A 19,498-nucleotide genomic window follows, 5' to 3' on the forward strand; every position below is an offset into this window, starting at 1 on the left:
TCGGTGCTACCGGTCAGGGCCCCGGGTCAGGGGCCGGTGACCTTCAGGTTGTCCAGGATGTCCTTGGTGGCGTCGCGGCCGTCGGTCTCCTTGACCCGGATCCACAGGCCGAACTTGCCGGACTTGTCCTTGAGACCGACCTCGGTGACCGACGGCGTGCCGGTCTTGCAGGCGGTGAAGCGGGTGATCGTCCCGGTGAGGGCGCCGTCCGGCGTGGTGTAGTTCTCCGGCGCGGCCTTCGTGCACTGCGAGTGGACGGCGGCGCTCGGCGGCGGGAGCTGCCCGGCGCGCAGGTCGGTGGTCACGCCGACGAACACGCCGGGGCCCTTGCCGTTGCCGAGGAACGCGGCCTTGTCCGGCGTCGCGCGCAGCACCGGCCGCGGCTGCCCGTCGGTGAGGCCGACGGTGGACGGCGTCCACGTCTGCGCCTGCTCCTGCTTCGGCCACGCCTTCGGGACCGCGGTCTTGATCTTGCCCGAGCCGTCGGCGACCGCGACGAAGTCCTTCGGGACCGCCGGCCTCTTGTCCTTGCCGTCCTTGCCGTCCTTGTCGTCGCCGGAGAACATCATGCCGAGCGCCAGCCCGCCGATCACCGCGACCACCAGCACGACCGCCGTGATGATCAGCGGCGTGACGAACTTCTTCGGCGCGCCGCCGCCCCGCGGCCCGCCCTGCCCGCCACCCTGGACCGGCCCCGGGGGAGGAGGCTGGAAACCGGTGGGCGGGGGCCCGTACGACTGCTGGCCGCCGGGGCCCATCTGCTGCATCGGGGCGCCCTGCGGAGCGCCGGTCTGCGGCTGCTGGCTCGGGAACACGGTCGTCTTGTCGTCCAGCCCCTGCGGCGGCGCCTGAGGTTGGCCCTGAGGTTGGCCCTGAGGTCGGGCCTGCGGCGGGGGCTGGTAGGCGATCGTCCGGTCGTTGTCGTTGTCCGGGGCTGTGGGCCCCTCCGCCTGCGCGAACGGGGTGGAGCGCCCGCCGGGCCGGTCCACCACCGTCACCTCCTCGGACGAAGGAGCGGGCGGGACGCGCATCTCGGACGTGTGGAGGTCGTCCTCGCCGGGTCGGTCGAACCGCGTCTGCATGTCGGGCGGGGCGCCCTGGCCCGCCGGCGCGGCGGCCTGAGCAGGTCCGGGCTGCACGGGAGGGGGCTGCTGCTGGGCCTGGACGCCCTCGCGGTAGAAGTCCTGGACGGTCGCGTCCGAGTCGATCCGCGGCTCGGGCGGCGCGGGCGCGCCCTGGACGGGCGCCGCCTGGACGGGCGCCGCCTGGACGGGCGCCGGCGCGGCCTGAGCCGGCGCGGGCGCGTTCTGGGCTGACGTCGGCCGCAGCGTGGACAGCGCCTCCGCGAACGCCTCGGCGGTCGGCCACCGCTTCTCCCGCTCGACCTCCAGCGCCCGCAGGACCACCTGGTCGAACGCGGGGGGCAGCCCCTCGCGCAGCTCGCTCGGCGCCTTCTTGACCGGCGCCGGGCCCGGGGCCCGTCCGGCGAGCATGTGGTAGGTCAGCGCACCGAGCCCGTACACGTCCGCGCGGATGTCCAGCCCGCCGCCGAACCGCGCCTGCTCGGGCGACATGTACCCGGGCGTACCGACCGGGAGGGTGAACGCGCCGGACGCGTGCGCGAGCGCCTTGGCGAGGCCGAGGTCGGCGATGAGCAGTTTCTCGCCGCCGTCCGGCGTCGACTGGAAGAGCACGTTGGACGGCTTGAGGTCGCGGTGGATGACGCCCAGCGTGTTGATCACCTCGACGCCGTAGGCGATCTGCTCGGCGAGCGCCACCGCCTCGCTGACCGGAAGTGGCCGTTCACGCATACGATCGCCGAGCGTCCCGCGGTCCGCGTACGACATCACGAAGTAGGGGCGCCCGTCCGGGAGCTCGCCGATGTCGTGGACGCGGACGAGACGCTCGGAGTCGGCGCGGCGTAGGATCCGGGCTTCCTCGAGGAACCTGTTGCGCACGTCCAGATCGTCGATCAGGCTGCCGTTCAGGACCTTTATGGCGACCTGGGACTCGAGGGCGTCGTCGTGCCCCAGCCACACAGAGGCGAACGCCCCCGAACCCAGGACGCGATCGATCCGGTAACGGCCTACTGATGGTGGGAAAGACACTCCCGTATCATCCCAACAACGGGGTGAGCGCGCGAACGAGCATTGAGGCGGCATGGCATTCGACGAGAGGACCGAGGAGTTGGCGGTCAAGGCCGCACAGGGCGACCAGGGCGCCCTCAATGAGCTCCTCCGCAAGATCGAGCCGGACGTGCTGCGGCACAGCTCCCGCTTCCTGCCCTGCCGGCAGGACGCCGAAGAGGCGTGCCAGGACGCGTTGCTCCAGGTCGCGCGGAACATCCACCGGTTCGAGGGCCGGTCGCGCTTCAGCACCTGGCTGCACGTCGTCGTCGCCAACTCCGCCCGCTCCACCTACCGGTCGCTGAAGCGGCGCTCGGTCGAGCAGGCGGGCGAGCTTCCGCAGCAGCGCCCCGACCCGCGCCGGACGAGCGTGATCGCCGGCTCCCGGGTCGACATCCTGGACGCCATGGAGGATCTGGAGGCCCGCAAGCCCGACCTCATCCAGGCCCTCGTGCTGCGGGACGTCTCGCAGCTGGAGTACGCGGAGATCGCCGAGCAGCTCAAGCTGCCGCTCGGCACGGTCAAGTCCCGCATCCACGAGGCGCGCAAGCAGGTGAGGCAGACGCTCGGCGAGTCCTACACCTGACCGCCGGTCAAGGCTGGGTCATCGGGCGGTAACAGTGGGTACAGAACTCGGGTCCTGAGCTGGGCCTCTGCACCAGCATGCGGTGCATGCCACCAGGACCGGCCCTCCGCCACGATCGCCCGATCTTCATTTTCGGCTGTCCCCGCTCGGGCACGACGCTGCTGCGGCTGATGCTCCACTCGCACGCCCGCATCGCGATCCCGGCGGAGACCAGGTTCGTCCTGCCCGCCTATACGGCGAGGTGTGACTACGGTGACCTTCGGGACAGTAAGAACAGGCGGATGCTCGCGGAGTGGATCGTCGGAGAGCGGTCCACCAAGGTGCGGGCGCTCGGCATGGACGCCGACGGGCTCATCGAGGAGATCGCCGACGGCCCGCCGACGATCGGCTCGGCGATCGGCATCGTCTTCCGGGCCTACGCCCGCCTGCACGGCAAGCCGCGCTGGGGTGACAAGCGCCCGAGCTACTCGCAGCATGTCGGCGCGCTGCTGCGGATGTTTCCCGATGCCCAGTTCGTCCACCTTGTCCGGGACGGTCGGGACTGCATCGCGTCGCTGATGGAGATGCCCTGGTTCGACGCCGACATCCACCACGCCGTCTCCGCCTGGCGGGAGACGATCGACCGCGGCCGCCGGCTCGCGGAGCGCCTCGGCCCCGACTCCTACTACGAGCTCCAGTACGAGCGGCTCGTCACCGACCCCACCGACGAGCTGACCCGGCTCTGCGGCTTCCTCGGCGAGGACTTCGACGCCGAGATGATCCACCCGGAGGGCCTCGCGAAGCGGATCGTCCCGTCCCGCAAGAAATGGCACGGCCGCACGCACGACGCCGTCACCACCAACCGCGTCGGCTCGTGGGCCGAGCGCCTCGACGCCTGGGAGATCAGCCTGGCCGAGGCCGCGTTCGGCGAGCGGCTCGCGGAGTACGGCTACGAGCCGAGCGGGCTGCCGAAGCCGTCCGCGGCCCAGCTGGCCCGCTTCACCCGGACCGCCGCGCACCGCCGCATGGCGCAGAGCAAGGCCGTGCTGCGCGAACGCTGGAGGCAGCACTACGAGCCGAACCCCGTCGAATGCCTCGTCACCGCCGGGCAGTCCGCCGGCACCGCCCCCTGACCGGACCCGCGGCGTGTTGCCCTGACGCCCGCAGTGCAACACGCCGCTCCCTCCAGCGGTGTCATCGTGGGGGCCGGCCCCGCACCCTGGGAGGGCGATAACCGCCGAGGCGTCGGTCAGTCCAGCGCGGCGAGTTGGTCGGCGAACCAGCGCTGCGGGGGGAGGGCCGTCGCGGCGTCGGCGAGGCGGGCGCAGCGTTCGGCTCGCCGGGCGCGCGGCATGAGCAGGGCCTGGCGCAGGGCCTCGGCCGTCTGCGACACGTCGTAGGGGTTGACCATCAGCGCGTCCTCGGACAGCTCAGCGGCCGCGCCCGCCTCTCGCGACAGCACGAGCGCGCAACCGTGCCGCGACAGGACGGGCCCCTCCTTCGCGACCAGGTTCATCCCGTCCCGGATCGGGTTGACGAGCAGGACGTCGGCCAGGCCGTAGGCGGCGAGGGAACGCGGGTAGTCGTCGTTCACCTGCAGGATCAGCGGCTCCCAGTCGGCCGTGCCGAACTCGTCGGAGATCTGCTCGGCCATGCGCCGGACGGCCGCGGTGTACTCCCGGTACTCGGGCAGGTCGTAGCGGGACGGGTACGCGAACGCCAGGTGCACGACGCGGCCGCGCCATTCGGGATGGTTGACGAGCAGCTCCCGGTACGCGGCGAGGCCGCGCACGATGTTCTTGGACAGCTCCGTCCGGTCGATCCGCACGATGAGCCGGCGGTCGCCCACCTGTTCGCGCAGCGCGCGGGCCCGTTCGACGACGTCCTGCTCGGCGGCGCGCTGGCGCAGCGCCGTCCCGTCCACACCGAGACCGTGCACGCCCACGCGCGTGGTGTGGCCCGAGCAGGAGACGGTGCGGGCCACGTGGTCGACGCGGGCACCCGGCAGCAGCTCGCAGCAGTCGAGGAAGGCCGACGCCCACCGCTCGGTGAGGAAGCCGGCGTGGTCGGCGCCGAGGATGCCGAGAAGGATCTGCGCGCCGATGTCGTCCGGGAGCAGGCCGAAGTACTCCGGCGGCGCCCAGGGCGTGTGCGAGAAGTGCACGATCTTCAGGTCGGGGCGCCGGTCGCGCAGCATCCGGGGAGCCAGCGACAGGTGGTAGTCCTGGATCGCCGCCTTCGCGCCCTCGGCGGCGTCCCGTGCGAGGGCGTCCGCGAAGGCCGCGTTGTACGCCTCGTAGGACTGCCAGTCGCGCCGGGCGCGGGCGTCGAAATGCGGGTTGCGCGGTGTGTCGTACAACAGGTGGTGGACGAACCACAGCGTCGAGTTGGCGACGCCGTTGTAGGCGCGGTCGAACGTGGCCTCCGGGATGTCGAGCATCCGCACCGCGGCACCGCCGGTCTCGTATCCGGCGAGGTCGAGGCGTCCGTCCGGGGAGCGGCGCGCGGCCGTGCGGTCGGCTTCGCCGAGGCTCGCGCACACCCAGAGAACGTCCGCGCCGCCGGCGGACGGCTCCCGCTCCGTCCCGGCCGGGCGCGGCGGGCCCGGGTCGCGGGGGGCGCCCGTGACGGCGGCGAGGCCCGACACGAGTCCGCCGCCCCCGCGCCGCATGGTGAGCCCGCCGTCGTCCGACAGCGAGAACGACACGGGCCCCCGGTTCGAGGCCACCAGCACTTGGCTCATACGGGAAGGGTCTCAGTTGCGGCCGAGGCGCATCAAAGTGACCCGCGAGGTGGCCGTCATCGCCCGCGCTTCTGGCCGTTCCGTCCGATTAGTCATCCACCCAGGGGGTATCCGGCGGCCATGAGCAAGTCCGAGACGACGAAGACGGTGCTCGTCGCCGGTGCAGCGAACCTCATCCTCGCGATCACGAAGCTGTTCGCCGGCCTGCTGGCCGGGTCCAGCGCCATGCTCGCGGAGAGCGCGCACTCGGTGGCCGACACCCTGAACCAGGGCTTTCTCTACACCTCGCTCCGGCGCAGCGAGCGGCCCCCCGACCGGCGCCACCCCTTCGGATACGGCAACGAGCGGTACGTGTGGTCGCTGCTCGCCGCGTTCGGCATCTTCGTGGCCGGCGCCGGGTTCTCGATCTTCGAAGGCATCCTGACCATGACCGGCCACGGCGGCGGCGGGACGACGGTGTGGCTCGCCTACGCCGTCCTCGGCCTCGGCGCGGTGCTGGAGGGGGCGTCCTGGCTCCGCGCCTTCTACCAGGCCAAGAAGGAGACGCGCGAGAACGACCGCGACCTCGTCGAGCACGTCCGCAAGTCGCCCGACGTGACGTTCAAGACCGCGCTGTTCGAGGACACCGCCGCGATGATCGGCCTCGCCCTCGCCGCCGGCGGGCTCGCGATGCGCCAGATCACCGGCTCGGAGTTCTGGGACGGGCTCGCGTCCGTCCTCATCGGGGTCCTCCTGGTCGTCCTCGCCTTCTCGATCGGCCGGGAGAGCATGGGCCTGCTCATCGGCCGGGCGGCCGACCCCGCCGAGCAGCGCGAGATCCGCGCCGAGATCCTCGGCGCCCCCGGCGTGACCGGCGTGGACGAACTGCTCACCATGCACTTCGGCCCCGAGCAGCTCCTCGTCGCCGCGAAGGTGCACTTCTCCGACGACATCAGCGCCGACGAGGCCGAGGACGTCGCCGGCGAGATCGACCGGCGGCTCCGGGAGCGCGTCCCGACCGTCCGGCACGTGTTCCTCGATCCGACCCAGCGCGTGATCAAGACCTCCGCCGGGTAACGTCTCAATCGCTGGACCCGCCTGTCTGGCATCCGGTCAGTTCATGTAAAGTCACGCATACGAGCTCAAAGCGCTCGTGATCGACAACTTGATACCGCTCATCCAGAGGGGTGCAGGGAGCACAGTGGCCGACGGGCCGGTCTTCCAGCTCAGCCCCCGCACAACTTAATACCGCTCATCCAGAGGGGTGGAGGGACCGGCCCTGCGAAGCCCCGGCAACCACCCGGCTGTGGCGCGTCGCGATCCTGCGAGGCCTGCCGGGAGATGGTGCCAACTCCGGCCTGCGACCAAGGTGGCGCAGGGAAGATGGGGAGAAAGGCCTCGCCCTCATGGCACTCACGCCTGCCACAGACCTCGGACCGGCTACCGCTCTCGTCTGCCGCGAATGCGGCACGTCCCGCGACCTCGGGCCCTTTTACGCGTGTGAGGAATGTTTCGGCCCCCTGGAGATCGCCTACGACTTCGGCGGCGTCACCCGGGAGGCCATCGAGTCCGGGCCGCGCAACATCTGGCGGTACCGCGGGCTGCTGCCCGTCCCGGGCAACGTCGCCGACACCCCGAACACCGAGCCGGGCCTGACCCGTCTCGTCCGCGCCGACAACCTCGCGGAGAGCCTCGGCCTGCAGAGCCTGTGGGTGAAGGACGACAGCGGGAACCCGACCCACTCGTTCAAGGACCGCGTCGTCGCCGTGGCGCTCGCCGCCGCCCGTGAGCTGGGGTTCAAGGTGCTGGCCTGTCCGTCCACCGGGAACCTCGCCAACGCCGTCGCCGCCGCGGCGGCCCGCGCCGGGATCCGCAGCGCGGTGTTCGTCCCGTCGAACCTGGAGTCCCAGAAGATCATCACGACGGCCGTGTACGGCGGGACGTTCGTGACGGTCGACGGCAACTACGACGACGTCAACCGGCTCGCGTCCGAGATCGCCGGTGAGCAGGACGACTGGGCGTTCGTCAACGTCAACGTCCGCCCCTACTACGCCGAGGGCTCCAAGACGCTCGGCTACGAGATCGCCGAGCAGCTCGGCTGGCGGCTGCCGGATCAGATCGTCGTGCCGGTCGCGTCCGGCTCCCAGCTCACCAAGATCGACAAGGCGTTCCAGGAGCTGATCAAGCTGGGCCTGGTCGAGGACAAGCCGTACCGCGTCTTCGGCGCCCAGGCCGCCGGGTGCGGCCCGGTCGCCGCCGCGTTCAAGGCGGGTCACGACGCCGTCCGACCGGTGAAGCCCGACACGATCGCCAAGTCCCTCGCCATCGGCAACCCCGCCGACGGCCCCTACGTCCTGGACGTCGCCCGCCGCACCGGCGGGGCCGTCGAGGACGTGACCGACGAGCAGGTCGTCGAGGGCATCCGGCTCCTGGCCCGCACGGAGGGCATCTTCGGCGAGACGGCCGGCGGCGTCACCGTCGCGACCCTCCGCAAGCTCGTCCAGGCCGGGGCCCTGGACCCGGGCGCCGAGACCGTGATCATCAATTCCGGGGACGGCCTGAAGACCCTGGACGCCGTCGCCCCGGTCGTCGCGCCGTCGGCGAACATCGCCCCGACCCTGGAGGCGTTCCGCGCCGCGGGCCTCGCCTGAGAACGAAGGAGCAGCATGAGCAGCGTGTCCGTCCGTATCCCGACGATCCTGCGGACCTACACCGGTGGCGAGTCCGAGGTGAAGGCCGAGGGCACGACCCTGCGCGCGGTCGTCGCCGACCTCGAGGCCAGCTACTCCGGCATCTCCGCCCGCATCCTGGACGACGCGGGCAAGATCCGCCGGTTCGTGAACGTCTACGTCGGTGACGAGGACGTCCGCTTCGCCGAGGGCCTCGACACCCCGACGCCCGAGGGCGCCCAGATCTCCATCATCCCCGCGGTGGCGGGCGGCTGACGTCCGTCTCGTCCCCTAAAGCCCCGGCACGTCCACCGTGCCGGGGCTTTTCCTTGCACATTTGGGCTATTCCCTCTTCTTCGGAAACCGATTGCCCCAGTGAATGCCGGATTGTGTGACTGTTCGTCCCGTCCGTCCAAACGCGCATGGAAAAAGCTTTAGCGAGCGCCCGTTATGCGGCTCTGATCTTGATCACCACTACTCCGTCACTTGGGTTTTTTGCTGGCCGCAGCCTGGAAGATTGATCCCGGAGTGGCGCACCTGGAGGCGCCGATCGGCATACGAGAGTGAGGAAAGGCATGAAGCGCATTTTGCGCACGATGGCCGTGACCGGGATAACGATGGGGGCGGCCGTCCTCGCGGCTCCCTCGGCCATGGCCGACATCAACTTCTACCAGGTGGAGAAGGCGTACGTGGGGCACAACGGCCCCTCGTACATCAGTGAGAAGGGTCCGGGCGACCTGATCTACACCGACATCACCAAGTCGCCCAAGGCCGCACCGGTGATCGGGAACAAGCCGGTGAAGACCGGTGACATCACCACGAAACTCCACGGCGGGAAGCACAACACGGCCGTCACCGGCGTCGAGGGCTCCGAGCAGGAGGCCACCAAGGTCGCCCTCGCCAAGGCCGCCGAGCACCAGGCCGCGGAGCAGCAGGCCGCTCCTCAGCAGGAGTCCCTGCAGGCCGCCCCGGAGCAGGGCGCCCAGCAGGCCGCTCCTCAGCAGGACGCTCAGCAGGCCGCGCCGGAGCAGCAGGCCGCTCCTCAGCAGGAGGCCCAGCTGAACGCCCCGCAGCAGGAGGCGGCGCAGGCTGCTCCTCAGCAGGACGCTCAGCAGGCGGCACCGGAGCAGCAGGCGGCACCGGAGCAGCAGGCGGCACCGGAGCAGCAGGCGGCACCGGAGCAGCAGGCGGCACCGGAGCAGCAGGCCGCCCCGGAGCAGCAGGCCGCTCCTCAGCAGGAGGCCCAGCTGAACGCCCCGCAGCAGGAGGCGGCGCAGGCTGCTCCTCAGCAGGACGCTCAGCAGGCCGCGCCGGAGCAGGGTGCCGAGCAGGCCGCTCCTCAGCAGGACGCTCAGCCGAACGCCCCGCAGCAGCAGGCCGACGCCAACGCCCCGCAGGCCGGGCAGCGGCTGGCCACCACGGGGGGCCACCCCAAGCCGGTGCACATCCACGCTGTCAAGAAGGCGAACGTCGGCCAGAACGGCCCCGTCGTCAACAGCGAGAAGGGCCCGGGCGACGCAATCTTCACGAACCTCAGCGGATCGCCCCGCTCGAACGTCTACGCCGGCAACAGCGCGACGATCACCGGCCCCATCACCACCAAGCTCCACGGCGGGAAGCACAACACCGTGATCAACGCGGTCGCGGGCCCCGAGCAGGAGTCGAACAAGCGGTGAATCGCGGCTCCTGACAGAGCCTCGAAGCACCACGGCCGCTCCGGCCCGGTCACGCATCGACGCCGGAGCGGCCGCCCAATGTCCGGACCCGTTTGCGGCGGTCCCTTGCCCGGGGAACGAAAGAACATCCTCACCGTTCGCCATACTCCACAAAAGCGGCCAAGCAGGCCGTGGTGACCCCGGTGCATCGGGCCGTCGCAAACGCCGTCGCAAACGCCGTCGGCCAGCGACGAATAAGGCTCCGCGAAAGCGGCGACACGGACTTCCCGCCAGTGCAATGGCAGGCGAGACTGTCGGCCGCCGTGCTCCCGGTCCTCACCGGGAGGTGAGATCTCGGTATCCGCCGCCCGCTGGCCGGCCGCGTGCGACCACCCGCCAGTCGTCGGCCGGGGGGCCGGGCGGGCGGCGAGCCCGCGAACACGTCCCGGCGACCGCCCGGCCTGCTACGCCATCGGCGGAACTTCCAGCCGACCTGTGCCACGCGCGACGGGGTGAGCGGCCCCTCCCGAAGCGCGCTCCTGGACGTCCCGCCCCTGGTCAGGGCGGGCAGGGCCGGTGTGAGGACGTGGGCGGACGGGGATGTGTGGCGCTTGCACTCGACGGGGTAGAGTGCTAAACAAACATTGGCACTCTGCTGTGGAGAGTGACAACTTCACACAGTCATGGGTCGGGGCGATGAGGCCTCAGGCCGGCGACGGAATGGAAGTCGTCGGCGGGGCCGTCCGTCGCGGGCGTCGGCTCGATCCGTCTAAGCCACCTTGTTCCGGGAGGACTGGAGCCTATGGCTGCAAAGATGATCGCGTTCGACGAGGAGGCCCGCCGCGGTCTCGAGCGCGGCATGAACCAGCTCGCCGACGCCGTGAAGGTGACCCTTGGTCCCAAGGGCCGCAACGTCGTGCTGGAGAAGAAGTGGGGCGCTCCCACGATCACCAACGACGGTGTGTCGATCGCCAAGGAGATCGAGCTCGAGGACCCGTGGGAGAAGATCGGCGCGGAGCTCGTCAAGGAAGTAGCCAAGAAGACCGACGACGTCGCGGGTGACGGCACCACCACCGCCACCGTGCTGGCCCAGGCGCTGGTGCGCGAGGGTCTGCGCAACGTGGCCGCCGGTGCGAACCCGATGTCGCTGAAGCGCGGCATCGAGGCCGCCGTCGAGCGGGTGAGCGAGGAGCTGTCCAAGCTCGCCAAGGACGTGGAGACCAAGGAGCAGATCGCCTCCACGGCGTCCATCTCCGCGGGTGACCCGCAGATCGGCGAGATGATCGCCGAGGCGATGGACAAGGTCGGCAAGGAAGGCGTCATCACGGTCGAGGAGAGCCAGACCTTCGGTCTGGAGCTCGAGCTGACCGAGGGGATGCGCTTCGACAAGGGCTACATCTCGCACTACTTCGTGACCGACCCCGAGCGCATGGAAGCGGTCCTCGAGGACCCGTACATCCTGATCGTTCAGGGCAAGGCGTCGGCGAACAAGGACCTGCTGCCCGTCCTTGAGGGCGTCATGCAGTCCGGCAAGCCGCTGCTGATCATCGCGGAGGACGTCGAGGGCGAGGCCCTGGCCACCCTGGTCGTCAACAAGATCCGCGGCATCTTCAAGTCCGTGGCCGTGAAGGCTCCGGGCTTCGGCGACCGCCGCAAGGCCATGCTGGGCGACATCGCCACGCTGACCGGCGGCCAGGTCATCAGCGAGGACGTGGGTCTCAAGCTGGAGAACACCACGACCGAGATGCTGGGCCGCGCCCGCAAGGTCGTCATCACCAAGGACGAGACCACCATCGTGGACGGCGCCGGTGACGCCAACGAGATCGCGGGACGGGTCAACCAGATCCGCACCGAGATCGACAACACCGACTCCGACTACGACCGCGAGAAGCTCCAGGAGCGCCTGGCCAAGCTCGCGGGCGGTGTCGCTGTCATCAAGGCCGGCGCCGCGACGGAGGTCGAGCTCAAGGAGCGCAAGCACCGCATCGAGGACGCCGTCCGCAACGCGAAGGCCGCGGTCGAGGAGGGCATCGTCCCCGGCGGTGGCGTGGCGCTGCTGCAGGCTGGCACCAAGGCGTTCGACAAGCTGGAGCTGCCGGGCGACGAGGCCACCGGTGCGAACATCGTCAAGCGCGCTCTCGAGGAGCCGCTGAAGCAGATCGCCGTCAACGCCGGCCTTGAGGGCGGCGTCGTGGTGGAGCGGGTCCGGAACCTGACCCCGGGCGAGGGCCTGAACGCCGCCACCGGCGAGTACGTCAACATGTTCGAGTCGGGCATCCTCGACCCGGCCAAGGTGACCCGGTCCGCGCTGCAGAACGCCTCGTCGATCGCCGCGCTGTTCCTGACCACCGAGGCCGTCATCGCCGAGAAGCCCGAGAAGAACCCGGCCCCGGCGGGCGGCATGCCCGACGCCGGCGGTATGGACTTCTGAGCAGGTCCGCGGTTCGCACTTCCGAGTGCAGGTGAAAGGGGCGGTTCCTTCGGGGACCGCCCCTTTCCCTGTCCGCGGGACCCGGTCCGGGCGGGGAGGCGCGCCCCGGGGCCGGTACCGACGCCGGCGGAGATGTCCGTGAGGATGTCCGGGAACCGCCGGGCCGAAAGAAGAATGTTTCTCGCGGCCACCTCGGTCCGCGCCGCCGCAGGTCAGTGAGCCGGGCGCGGGCGCGGCGGCTCCGGCGGGCGCAGACGGGGGTGCAAAGTCCTTCCCCTGCGGGCCCGGCGCTTGGCAGGATCGCCGGTTGGAGGGCGTGCCGCCGAGGTGCGGGCGCCGGCAAGGTGAACAGTGAGGCGGCCGCGGACGCGGCCGACGAGGCAGGAGAACACGTGAGCGAAGTGTTCAGCTCCCCGGTGCTCAGGGTCGAACAACCTCGCAGGGGACCGTTCGCCAAGTCGCGGTACAAGGTTCTGGACGATGGCGGGGCCGTCGTCGCCATCGCGGCGCCGACCGACGACCAGGGCGAGAACGCGGTCATGCGCGGCCTGTTCCCCGGCAAGTCGAACCTCGACGCCCGTGCCGTCCTGCTGACGACGCCCGACGGTGACCCCCTGTACGTCGTGGACAAGCAGAGCGGCCGGGAGTACACCGAGATCCTCCGGCCGGACGGGGAGCGCGTCGGCTCCTTCGTGACCGAAAGGGTCGGCCGCCGCTACGTCATTTACGACGACGGCGGGACGCTCATCGGCACGGTCGACGTGGACGTGCCGCGCAACAACTTCGAGGTGAAGGACGCCGACGGCGGAAAGGTGGCGCACGTCCGCAAGAAGTGGGCGGGCCTCGCCACCCACCTGCTCACGACGGCCGACCGGTACGCGGTGGAGATCTCCGACCCCGTCCGGGAACCGCTGCGGACGATGGCGGTCATGACGGCCATCGTCATGGACATGAACCTGCACGAGGCCAAAGAGATCACCTGACCGGGCCTGCGGTCGCCCGATGGAGGGGTTCCCGGCTCCCGCGAGGCGAGGTACGTTCCGGTCGTGCAGGCCATGTCCGGGCGCCCGAACGGCTGGTGGATCTCGCCGGCGATTCCGACGATCGCGAACTGCGCGCTGGCCGTCCTCTGGGTCTTCTCAGCCCTCGGTGGGTGGGGCGACGCCGCCTTCTGCGGTGAGGACGAGGGCCGGGACCCGGCATGCGGGGCCGGATTCGAGGACGCCGTACGGGTCTCGGCACCCGTCGCCGTCATCGCCGCGGCCGTCGCCGTGACCGCGTGGTCGATGCCCGGTGTCCGGCGCAGACCCTCTCGGCTGGACGTGACCCTCACCGTCGCGGCCTTCGTCTGGGTCATCGCCGAAGGTGTGCTGTTCATCGGCGGATACCTGGCCAAGCCCTGAGACGCGCCGAACGGTCGGCGTTGCCGAAAAGAAACCTCGGCCGCGTGAATGCGATGTTCGAGCGGTTCAAGCAGGGGTGAACCAGGACAAAGTCCGAGGTAGGTCAGGTGCCTGAGCGGCTTCGGACGGGCGGCGCGGGCTCGCCGGCGCCATTGAGGCGTGCGAGCCGGTTTGACGTCCCCTCGTCTTGGGCATACTGTTCACTTCGCCCCACGGGAGTGCGGGACGCCTGAGGGCGGCCGGCCCGGGGGAACCATCCTCGACCAGCTGACGCGGCTTCGTCGCGTCCGCGCCGTCGTGATGGGATCGGAAAAGGATCGATTTGACAATCGGGCCGGATCTGATGAAATAGCTCCACCGCCGGGAAGGAACCGCGCAAGCGGAACCGGAATGGCGTATCGGAAAAGCCCGGAATTGACAGTCCGAGCGGATCTGATAAAGTAATACGAGTCGCCCCGGAGCGGGAAACGCGAAAGCGGGTCCAGCGCGGTGGGTGTCCGTTTCTTGAGAACTCAACAGCGTGTTAAAAGCCAGTGCCTTTATCGGCTCGGTCTTCAACGGCCGGGTCGCCCCGTGCCATCTCTTCGGGGGTGGTGGGGATTTCTTTGATGCAATGCTGTCCCTCTTTGTGGGGGATGGTGATGCTGGGATTGTTTCCTGAGGTTTGGCCGGTCGGGGTTCGCCCCCTGGTTGGTCGTGTGACCTTGATGGAGAGTTTGATCCTGGCTCAGGACGAACGCTGGCGGCGTGCTTAACACATGCAAGTCGAGCGGAAAGGCCCCTTCGGGGGTACTCGAGCGGCGAACGGGTGAGTAACACGTGAGCAACCTGCCCCTGACTTTGGGATAAGCCCGGGAAACTGGGTCTAATACCGGATGTAACCACTGATCGCATGATCGGGTGGTGGAAAGTTTTTCGGTTGGGGATGGGCTCGCGGCCTATCAGCTTGTTGGTGGGGTGATGGCCTACCAAGGCGACGACGGGTAACCGGCCTGAGAGGGCGACCGGTCACACTGGGACTGAGACACGGCCCAGACTCCTACGGGAGGCAGCAGTGGGGAATATTGCGCAATGGGCGGAAGCCTGACGCAGCGACGCCGCGTGAGGGATGACGGCCTTCGGGTTGTAAACCTCTTTCAGCAGGGACGAAGCTAACGTGACGGTACCTGCAGAAGAAGCGCCGGCTAACTACGTGCCAGCAGCCGCGGTAATACGTAGGGCGCAAGCGTTGTCCGGAATTATTGGGCGTAAAGAGCTCGTAGGCGGTTTGTCGCGTCTGTCGTGAAAGCCCACGGCTTAACCGTGGGTCTGCGGTGGATACGGGCAGACTAGAGGCAGGTAGGGGAGAATGGAATTCCCGGTGTAGCGGTGAAATGCGCAGATATCGGGAGGAACACCGGTGGCGAAGGCGGTTCTCTGGGCCTGTACTGACGCTGAGGAGCGAAAGCGTGGGGAGCGAACAGGATTAGATACCCTGGTAGTCCACGCCGTAAACGTTGGGCGCTAGGTGTGGGGTCCTTCCACGGATTCCGCGCCGCAGCTAACGCATTAAGCGCCCCGCCTGGGGAGTACGGCCGCAAGGCTAAAACTCAAAGGAATTGACGGGGGCCCGCACAAGCGGCGGAGCATGTTGCTTAATTCGACGCAACGCGAAGAACCTTACCAAGGCTTGACATTGCCGGAAAACCATCAGAGATGGTGGGTCCTTTTTGGGCCGGTGACAGGTGGTGCATGGCTGTCGTCAGCTCGTGTCGTGAGATGTTGGGTTAAGTCCCGCAACGAGCGCAACCCTCGTTCCATGTTGCCAGCACTTCGGGTGGGGACTCATGGGAGACCGCCGGGGTCAACTCGGAGGAAGGTGGGGATGACGTCAAGTCATCATGCCCCTTATGTCTTGGGCTGCAAACATGCTACAATGGCCGGTACAGAGGGCTGCGATACCGTGAGGTGGAGCGAATCCCTTAAAGCCGGTCTCAGTTCGGATCGAAGTCTGCAACTCGACTTCGTGAAGTCGGAGTCGCTAGTAATCGCAGATCAGCAACGCTGCGGTGAATACGTTCCCGGGCCTTGTACACACCGCCCGTCACGTCACGAAAGTCGGCAACACCCGAAGCCCGTGGCCCAACCACTTTGTGGGGGGAGCGGTCGAAGGTGGGGCCGGCGATTGGGACGAAGTCGTAACAAGGTAGCCGTACCGGAAGGTGCGGCTGGATCACCTCCTTTCTAAGGAGCATCAACTGGCCGGGGTCGCCTCGTGAGAGGGACCGTGGTCGGTGGCCGCCGTTGACAGCGAATGTCTGTCAGGTGGCTGCTCATAGATGTGGAGCACTGGTTATTCACTAGGCCGCTCATGCGGCCCGGCTAGTACCGTCCTGCAGCTTCGGCTGGAGGGAATGGGAACGGCGGGTTCGGGTGGTTGGTCTGGTGGACACGCTGTTGGGTCCTGAGGGAACGGGCGCGAGCTCGGGTGACCTCGGACTACGGGACCAGGACCGCATCATCTTCGGGTGGTGTGGTTTTGGTGGGCCCGGTTGTTTTTTGAGAACTGCACAGTGGACGCGAGCATCTCTGGTAGATGATGAGAGCCGCCTGGAGAGGGACCCTGCCTTTTGGTGAGGGTTCTTTGAGGGTTGTTTTTGTTGTTTATCTGCGATTTGTTCTGATCGTTTTGTGTGTTCAAGTTTTTAAGGGCATACGGTGGATGCCTTGGCATCAGGAGCCGATGAAGGACGTGGGAGCCTGCGATATGCCTCGGGGAGTCGGCAACCAGACTTTGATCCGGGGATTTCCGAATGGGGAAACCTGGCACCCGTCATGGGGTGTCGCCGCCTGCTGAATGTATAGGCAGGTTGGTGGGAACGCGGGGAAGTGAAACATCTCAGTACCCGCAGGAAGAGAAAACAATAGTGATTCCGTGAGTAGTGGTGAGCGAAAGCGGAGGAGCCTAAACCGTGCGCGTGTGATAGCCGGCAGGCGTTGCGTGTGCGGGGTTGTGGGACCACCCTGGTCCAGCTGCCGCTGGGCCGAGGAGTTATAAACCGCTGGGATAGTCGAATGGCTTGGGATGGCCGACCGTAGACGGTGAGAGTCCGGTAGACGAAATTCGAGTGGCTTCTGGGTGTGTTCCCGAGTAGCACGGGGCCCGTGAAATCCCGTGTGAATCTGCCACGACCACGTGGTAAGGCTGAATACTTCCTGATGACCGATAGCGGACCAGTACCGTGAGGGAAAGGTGAAAAGTGCCCCGGTGAGGGGTCGTGAAATAGTACCTGAAACCGTGTGCCTACAAGCCGTCAGAGCCTCCTCAGTGAGGGACTTGTTCCTTGTTGTTGGTGATGGCGTGCCTTTTGAAGAATGAGCCTGCGAGTTATGGTGTGTGGCGAGGTTAACCGGTGTCGGGTAGCCGTAGCGAAAGCGAGTCTGAATAGGGCGTTTTTAGTCGCATGCTGTAGACCCGAAGCGGAGTGATCTAGCCATGGGCAGGGTGAAGCGCCGGTAAGACGGTGTGGAGGCCCGAACCCACCAGGGTTGAAAACCTGGGGGATGACCTGTGGTTAGGGGTGAAAGGCCAATCAAACTCCGTGATAGCTGGTTCTCCCCGAAATGCATTTAGGTGCAGCGTCGCGTGTTTCTTGCCGGAGGTAGAGCTACTGGATGGCTGATGGGCCCTACCAGGTTACTGACGTCAGCCAAACTCCGAATGCCGGTAAGTGAGAGCGCGGCAGTGAGACTGCGGGGGATAAGCTTCGTAGTCGAGAGGGAAACAGCCCAGATCATCGGCTAAGGCCCCTAAGCGTGTGCTAAGTGGGAAAGGATGTGGAGTTGCTGTGACAACCAGGAGGTTGGCTTAGAAGCAGCCACCCTTGAAAGAGTGCGTAATAGCTCACTGGTCAAGTGATTCCGCGCCGACAATGTAGCGGGGCTCAAGCACACCGCCGAAGCCGTGGCATTGACACGTATGTGTTGATGGGTAGGGGAGCGTCCTGTATCCGGTGAAGCCTCGGGGTGACCCAGGGGTGGAGGGTGCGGGAGTGAGAATGCAGGCATGAGTAGCGAATCACACGTGAGAAACGTGTGCGCCGGATGACCAAGGGTTCCTGGGGCAGGCTAATCCGCCCAGGGTAAGTCGGGACCTAAGGCGAGGCCGACAGGCGTAGTCGATGGACAACGGGTTGATATTCCCGTACCCGCTGGTATGCGCCAACGCTGAATCCTCTGATGCTAACCACCTGAACCATCCTTTGGGCCTTCGGGCCTGTTGGGTGGGGAGCGTGGGGCCCGAGGGGGTAGTAGGTGAGTGATGGGGTGACGCAGGAGGGTAGCTCAGCCCGGGCGATGGTTGTCCCGGGGTAAGGCTGTAGGGAGAGAGATAGGTAAATCCGTCTCTCACGTATCCTGAGAGCTGATGCCGAGCCGTTTTAGGTGAAGTGAGTGATCCCATGCTGCCGAGAAAAGCCTCTAGCGAGTGTACCGGCGGCCCGTACCCCAAACCGACTCAGGTGGTCAGGTAGAGAATACCAAGGCGATCGGGTGAACTGTGGTTAAGGAACTCGGCAAATTGCCCCCGTAACTTTGGGAGAAGGGGGACCTCGCCTGGTGATGGCATTTGCTGTCTGAGCTGGGTGGGGTCGCAGAGGCCAGGGGGAAGCGACTGTTTACTAAAAACACAGGTCCGTGCGAAGTCGTAAGACGCTGTATACGGACTGACGCCTGCCCGGTGCCGGAACGTTAAGAGGACCGGTTAGGGGGACTTGTTCCTTCGAAGCTGAGAATCTAAGCGCCGGTAAACGGCGGTGGTAACTATAACCATCCTAAGGTAGCGAAATTCCTTGTCGGGTAAGTTCCGACCTGCACGAATGGCGTAACGACTTCCCCGCTGTCTCAACCACAGGCCCGGCGAAATTGCAGTACGAGTAAAGATGCTCGTTTCGCGCAGCAGGACGGAAAGACCCCGGGACCTTCACTATAGCTTGGCATTGGCGCTTGGAGCGTCTTGTGTAGGATAGGTGGGAGACTGTGAAGCCCAGACGCCAGTTTGGGTGGAGTCGTTGGTGAAATACCACTCTGGTCGTTTTGAGCGTCTAACCCGCACCCGTGTATCCGGGTGGGGGACAGTGCCTGGTGGGTAGTTTAACTGGGGCGGTTGCCTCCCAAAATGTAACGGAGGCGCCCAAAGGTTCCCTCAGCCTGGTTGGCAATCAGGTGGCGAGTGCAAGGGCACAAGGGAGCTTGACTGTGAGACGGACGTGTCGAGCAGGTGCGAAAGCAGGGCCTAGTGATCCGGCACCTACGTGTGGAAGTGGTGTCGCTCAACGGCTAAAAGGTACCCCGGGGATAACAGGCTGATCTTCCCCAAGAGTCCATATCGACGGGATGGTTTGGCACCTCGATGTCGGCTCGTCGCATCCTGGGGCTGGAGTAGGTCCCAAGGGTTGGGCTGTTCGCCCATTAAAGCGGCACGCGAGCTGGGTTTAGAACGTCGCGAGACAGTTCGGTCCCTATCCGCTGTGCGCGTAGGAGAATTGTGAGGGTCTGTCCCTAGTACGAGAGGACCGGGACGGACGAACCTCTGGTGTGCCAGTTGTCCCGCCAGGGGCACGGCTGGTTGGCTACGTTCGGTCGGGATAACCGCTGAAAGCATCTAAGCGGGAAGCCTTCCTCGAGATGAGTTCTCCCACCCTGTTAAAGGGGTGTAAGGCCCCCGGTAGACGACCGGGTTGATAGGCCGGAGATGGAAGCGCGGTAACGTGTGGAGTCGACCGGTACTAATAGGCCGAGTGGCTTGAACACACTGAACGTTCAGAGTGAATTGCTGCGAGAGATGTTCGCGTCCCTGTGTGGTTCCCAGAAAACAACCGGGAACCCGTTAGACTTAACTTAATTGAATGTCGAGCCGATGGCTCGGACGTGGATTTGCCCACCCGTCA

11 protein-coding genes, 2 rRNA genes and 1 riboswitch are annotated in these 19,498 nt (G+C 67.0%); of the genes, 11 read left to right on the forward strand and 2 right to left on the reverse strand.

What is annotated here, in order from left to right:
• Positions 1–26: 26 nt before the first annotated feature.
• Entirely contained in the window at positions 27–2,039 is a 2,013-nt protein-coding gene (locus BJ999_RS06455; protein WP_420838219.1) for a serine/threonine-protein kinase, read from the reverse strand.
• Positions 2,040–2,160: 121 nt separating this feature from the next.
• On the opposite strand from BJ999_RS06455, the gene BJ999_RS06460 reads away from it, so the two are divergent.
• Both BJ999_RS06460 and BJ999_RS06465 read left to right on the forward strand, forming a co-directional pair.
• Positions 2,161–2,712, forward strand: a complete 552-nt coding sequence (locus tag BJ999_RS06460) for an RNA polymerase sigma factor (RefSeq protein ID WP_089313869.1) — start codon at positions 2,161–2,163, stop codon at positions 2,710–2,712.
• Between the two features lie 86 nt (positions 2,713–2,798).
• Entirely contained in the window at positions 2,799–3,824 is a 1,026-nt protein-coding gene (locus tag BJ999_RS06465; protein WP_308427299.1) for a sulfotransferase family protein, read from the forward strand.
• 116 nt (positions 3,825–3,940) lie between these two features.
• Here the strand turns inward: BJ999_RS06465 and BJ999_RS06470 are convergent, their stop codons facing one another.
• Positions 3,941–5,434 (reverse strand): alpha,alpha-trehalose-phosphate synthase (UDP-forming), encoded by a 1,494-nt coding sequence (locus tag BJ999_RS06470; protein ID WP_179832438.1) that lies wholly within the window; start codon positions 5,432–5,434, stop codon positions 3,941–3,943.
• A gap of 120 nt (positions 5,435–5,554) precedes the next feature.
• Between BJ999_RS06470 and BJ999_RS06475 the strand changes: the two genes are divergently transcribed.
• The 9 genes from BJ999_RS06475 to BJ999_RS06515 all read left to right on the forward strand — a co-directional run bounded on the left by BJ999_RS06475 (position 5,555) and on the right by BJ999_RS06515 (position 19,361).
• Positions 5,555–6,490, forward strand: coding sequence for a cation diffusion facilitator family transporter (locus BJ999_RS06475; protein ID WP_179832439.1), 936 nt, complete (start codon positions 5,555–5,557; stop codon positions 6,488–6,490).
• 172 nt (positions 6,491–6,662) lie between these two features.
• Positions 6,663–6,803: riboswitch (SAM riboswitch) on the forward strand.
• 16 nt (positions 6,804–6,819) lie between these two features.
• Positions 6,820–8,064 carry a threonine synthase gene (gene thrC, locus BJ999_RS06480; RefSeq protein ID WP_179832440.1) on the forward strand — a complete coding sequence of 415 codons (1,245 nt, stop codon included), beginning with the start codon at positions 6,820–6,822 and terminating at the stop codon, positions 8,062–8,064.
• A 15-nt stretch (positions 8,065–8,079) separates the two neighbouring features.
• Positions 8,080–8,358 carry a MoaD/ThiS family protein gene (locus tag BJ999_RS06485; RefSeq protein WP_179832441.1) on the forward strand — a complete coding sequence of 93 codons (279 nt, stop codon included), beginning with the start codon at positions 8,080–8,082 and terminating at the stop codon, positions 8,356–8,358.
• A gap of 299 nt (positions 8,359–8,657) precedes the next feature.
• Positions 8,658–9,758, forward strand: a complete 1,101-nt coding sequence (locus tag BJ999_RS06490; protein WP_179832442.1) for a hypothetical protein — start codon at positions 8,658–8,660, stop codon at positions 9,756–9,758.
• 781 nt (positions 9,759–10,539) lie between these two features.
• The gene (gene groL / locus BJ999_RS06495; protein WP_089313862.1) at positions 10,540–12,168 is read left to right on the forward strand and encodes a chaperonin GroEL; all 1,629 of its coding nucleotides are present in this window, start codon (positions 10,540–10,542) and stop codon (positions 12,166–12,168) included.
• Positions 12,169–12,560: 392 nt separating this feature from the next.
• Positions 12,561–13,151 carry a phospholipid scramblase-related protein gene (locus BJ999_RS06500; protein WP_179832443.1) on the forward strand — a complete coding sequence of 197 codons (591 nt, stop codon included), beginning with the start codon at positions 12,561–12,563 and terminating at the stop codon, positions 13,149–13,151.
• Positions 13,152–13,214: 63 nt separating this feature from the next.
• Positions 13,215–13,571, forward strand: coding sequence for a hypothetical protein (locus BJ999_RS06505; protein WP_179832444.1), 357 nt, complete (start codon positions 13,215–13,217; stop codon positions 13,569–13,571).
• Positions 13,572–14,275: 704 nt separating this feature from the next.
• A 16S ribosomal RNA gene (locus BJ999_RS06510) occupies positions 14,276–15,794 on the forward strand.
• A 451-nt stretch (positions 15,795–16,245) separates the two neighbouring features.
• A 23S ribosomal RNA gene (locus tag BJ999_RS06515) occupies positions 16,246–19,361 on the forward strand.
• Together the 16S and 23S rRNA genes form the textbook arrangement of a ribosomal RNA operon.
• Positions 19,362–19,498 lie beyond the last annotated feature (137 nt).

This window comes from Actinomadura citrea, from assembly GCF_013409045.1.
GTDB classification, from domain to species: Bacteria; Actinomycetota; Actinomycetes; order Streptosporangiales; family Streptosporangiaceae; genus Spirillospora; species Spirillospora citrea.

Coding starts and splice junctions, on each gene's coding strand:
- BJ999_RS06460 (WP_089313869.1), top strand. CDS start 2,161: ATGGCATTCGACGAGAGGACCGAGGAGTTGGCGGTCAAGGCCGCACAG.
- BJ999_RS06465 (WP_308427299.1), top strand. CDS start 2,799: ATGCCACCAGGACCGGCCCTCCGCCACGATCGCCCGATCTTCATTTTC.
- BJ999_RS06470 (WP_179832438.1), bottom strand. CDS start 5,434: ATGAGCCAAGTGCTGGTGGCCTCGAACCGGGGGCCCGTGTCGTTCTCG.
- BJ999_RS06475 (WP_179832439.1), top strand. CDS start 5,555: ATGAGCAAGTCCGAGACGACGAAGACGGTGCTCGTCGCCGGTGCAGCG.
- thrC (WP_179832440.1), top strand. CDS start 6,820: ATGGCACTCACGCCTGCCACAGACCTCGGACCGGCTACCGCTCTCGTC.
- BJ999_RS06485 (WP_179832441.1), top strand. CDS start 8,080: ATGAGCAGCGTGTCCGTCCGTATCCCGACGATCCTGCGGACCTACACC.
- BJ999_RS06490 (WP_179832442.1), top strand. CDS start 8,658: ATGAAGCGCATTTTGCGCACGATGGCCGTGACCGGGATAACGATGGGG.
- groL (WP_089313862.1), top strand. CDS start 10,540: ATGGCTGCAAAGATGATCGCGTTCGACGAGGAGGCCCGCCGCGGTCTC.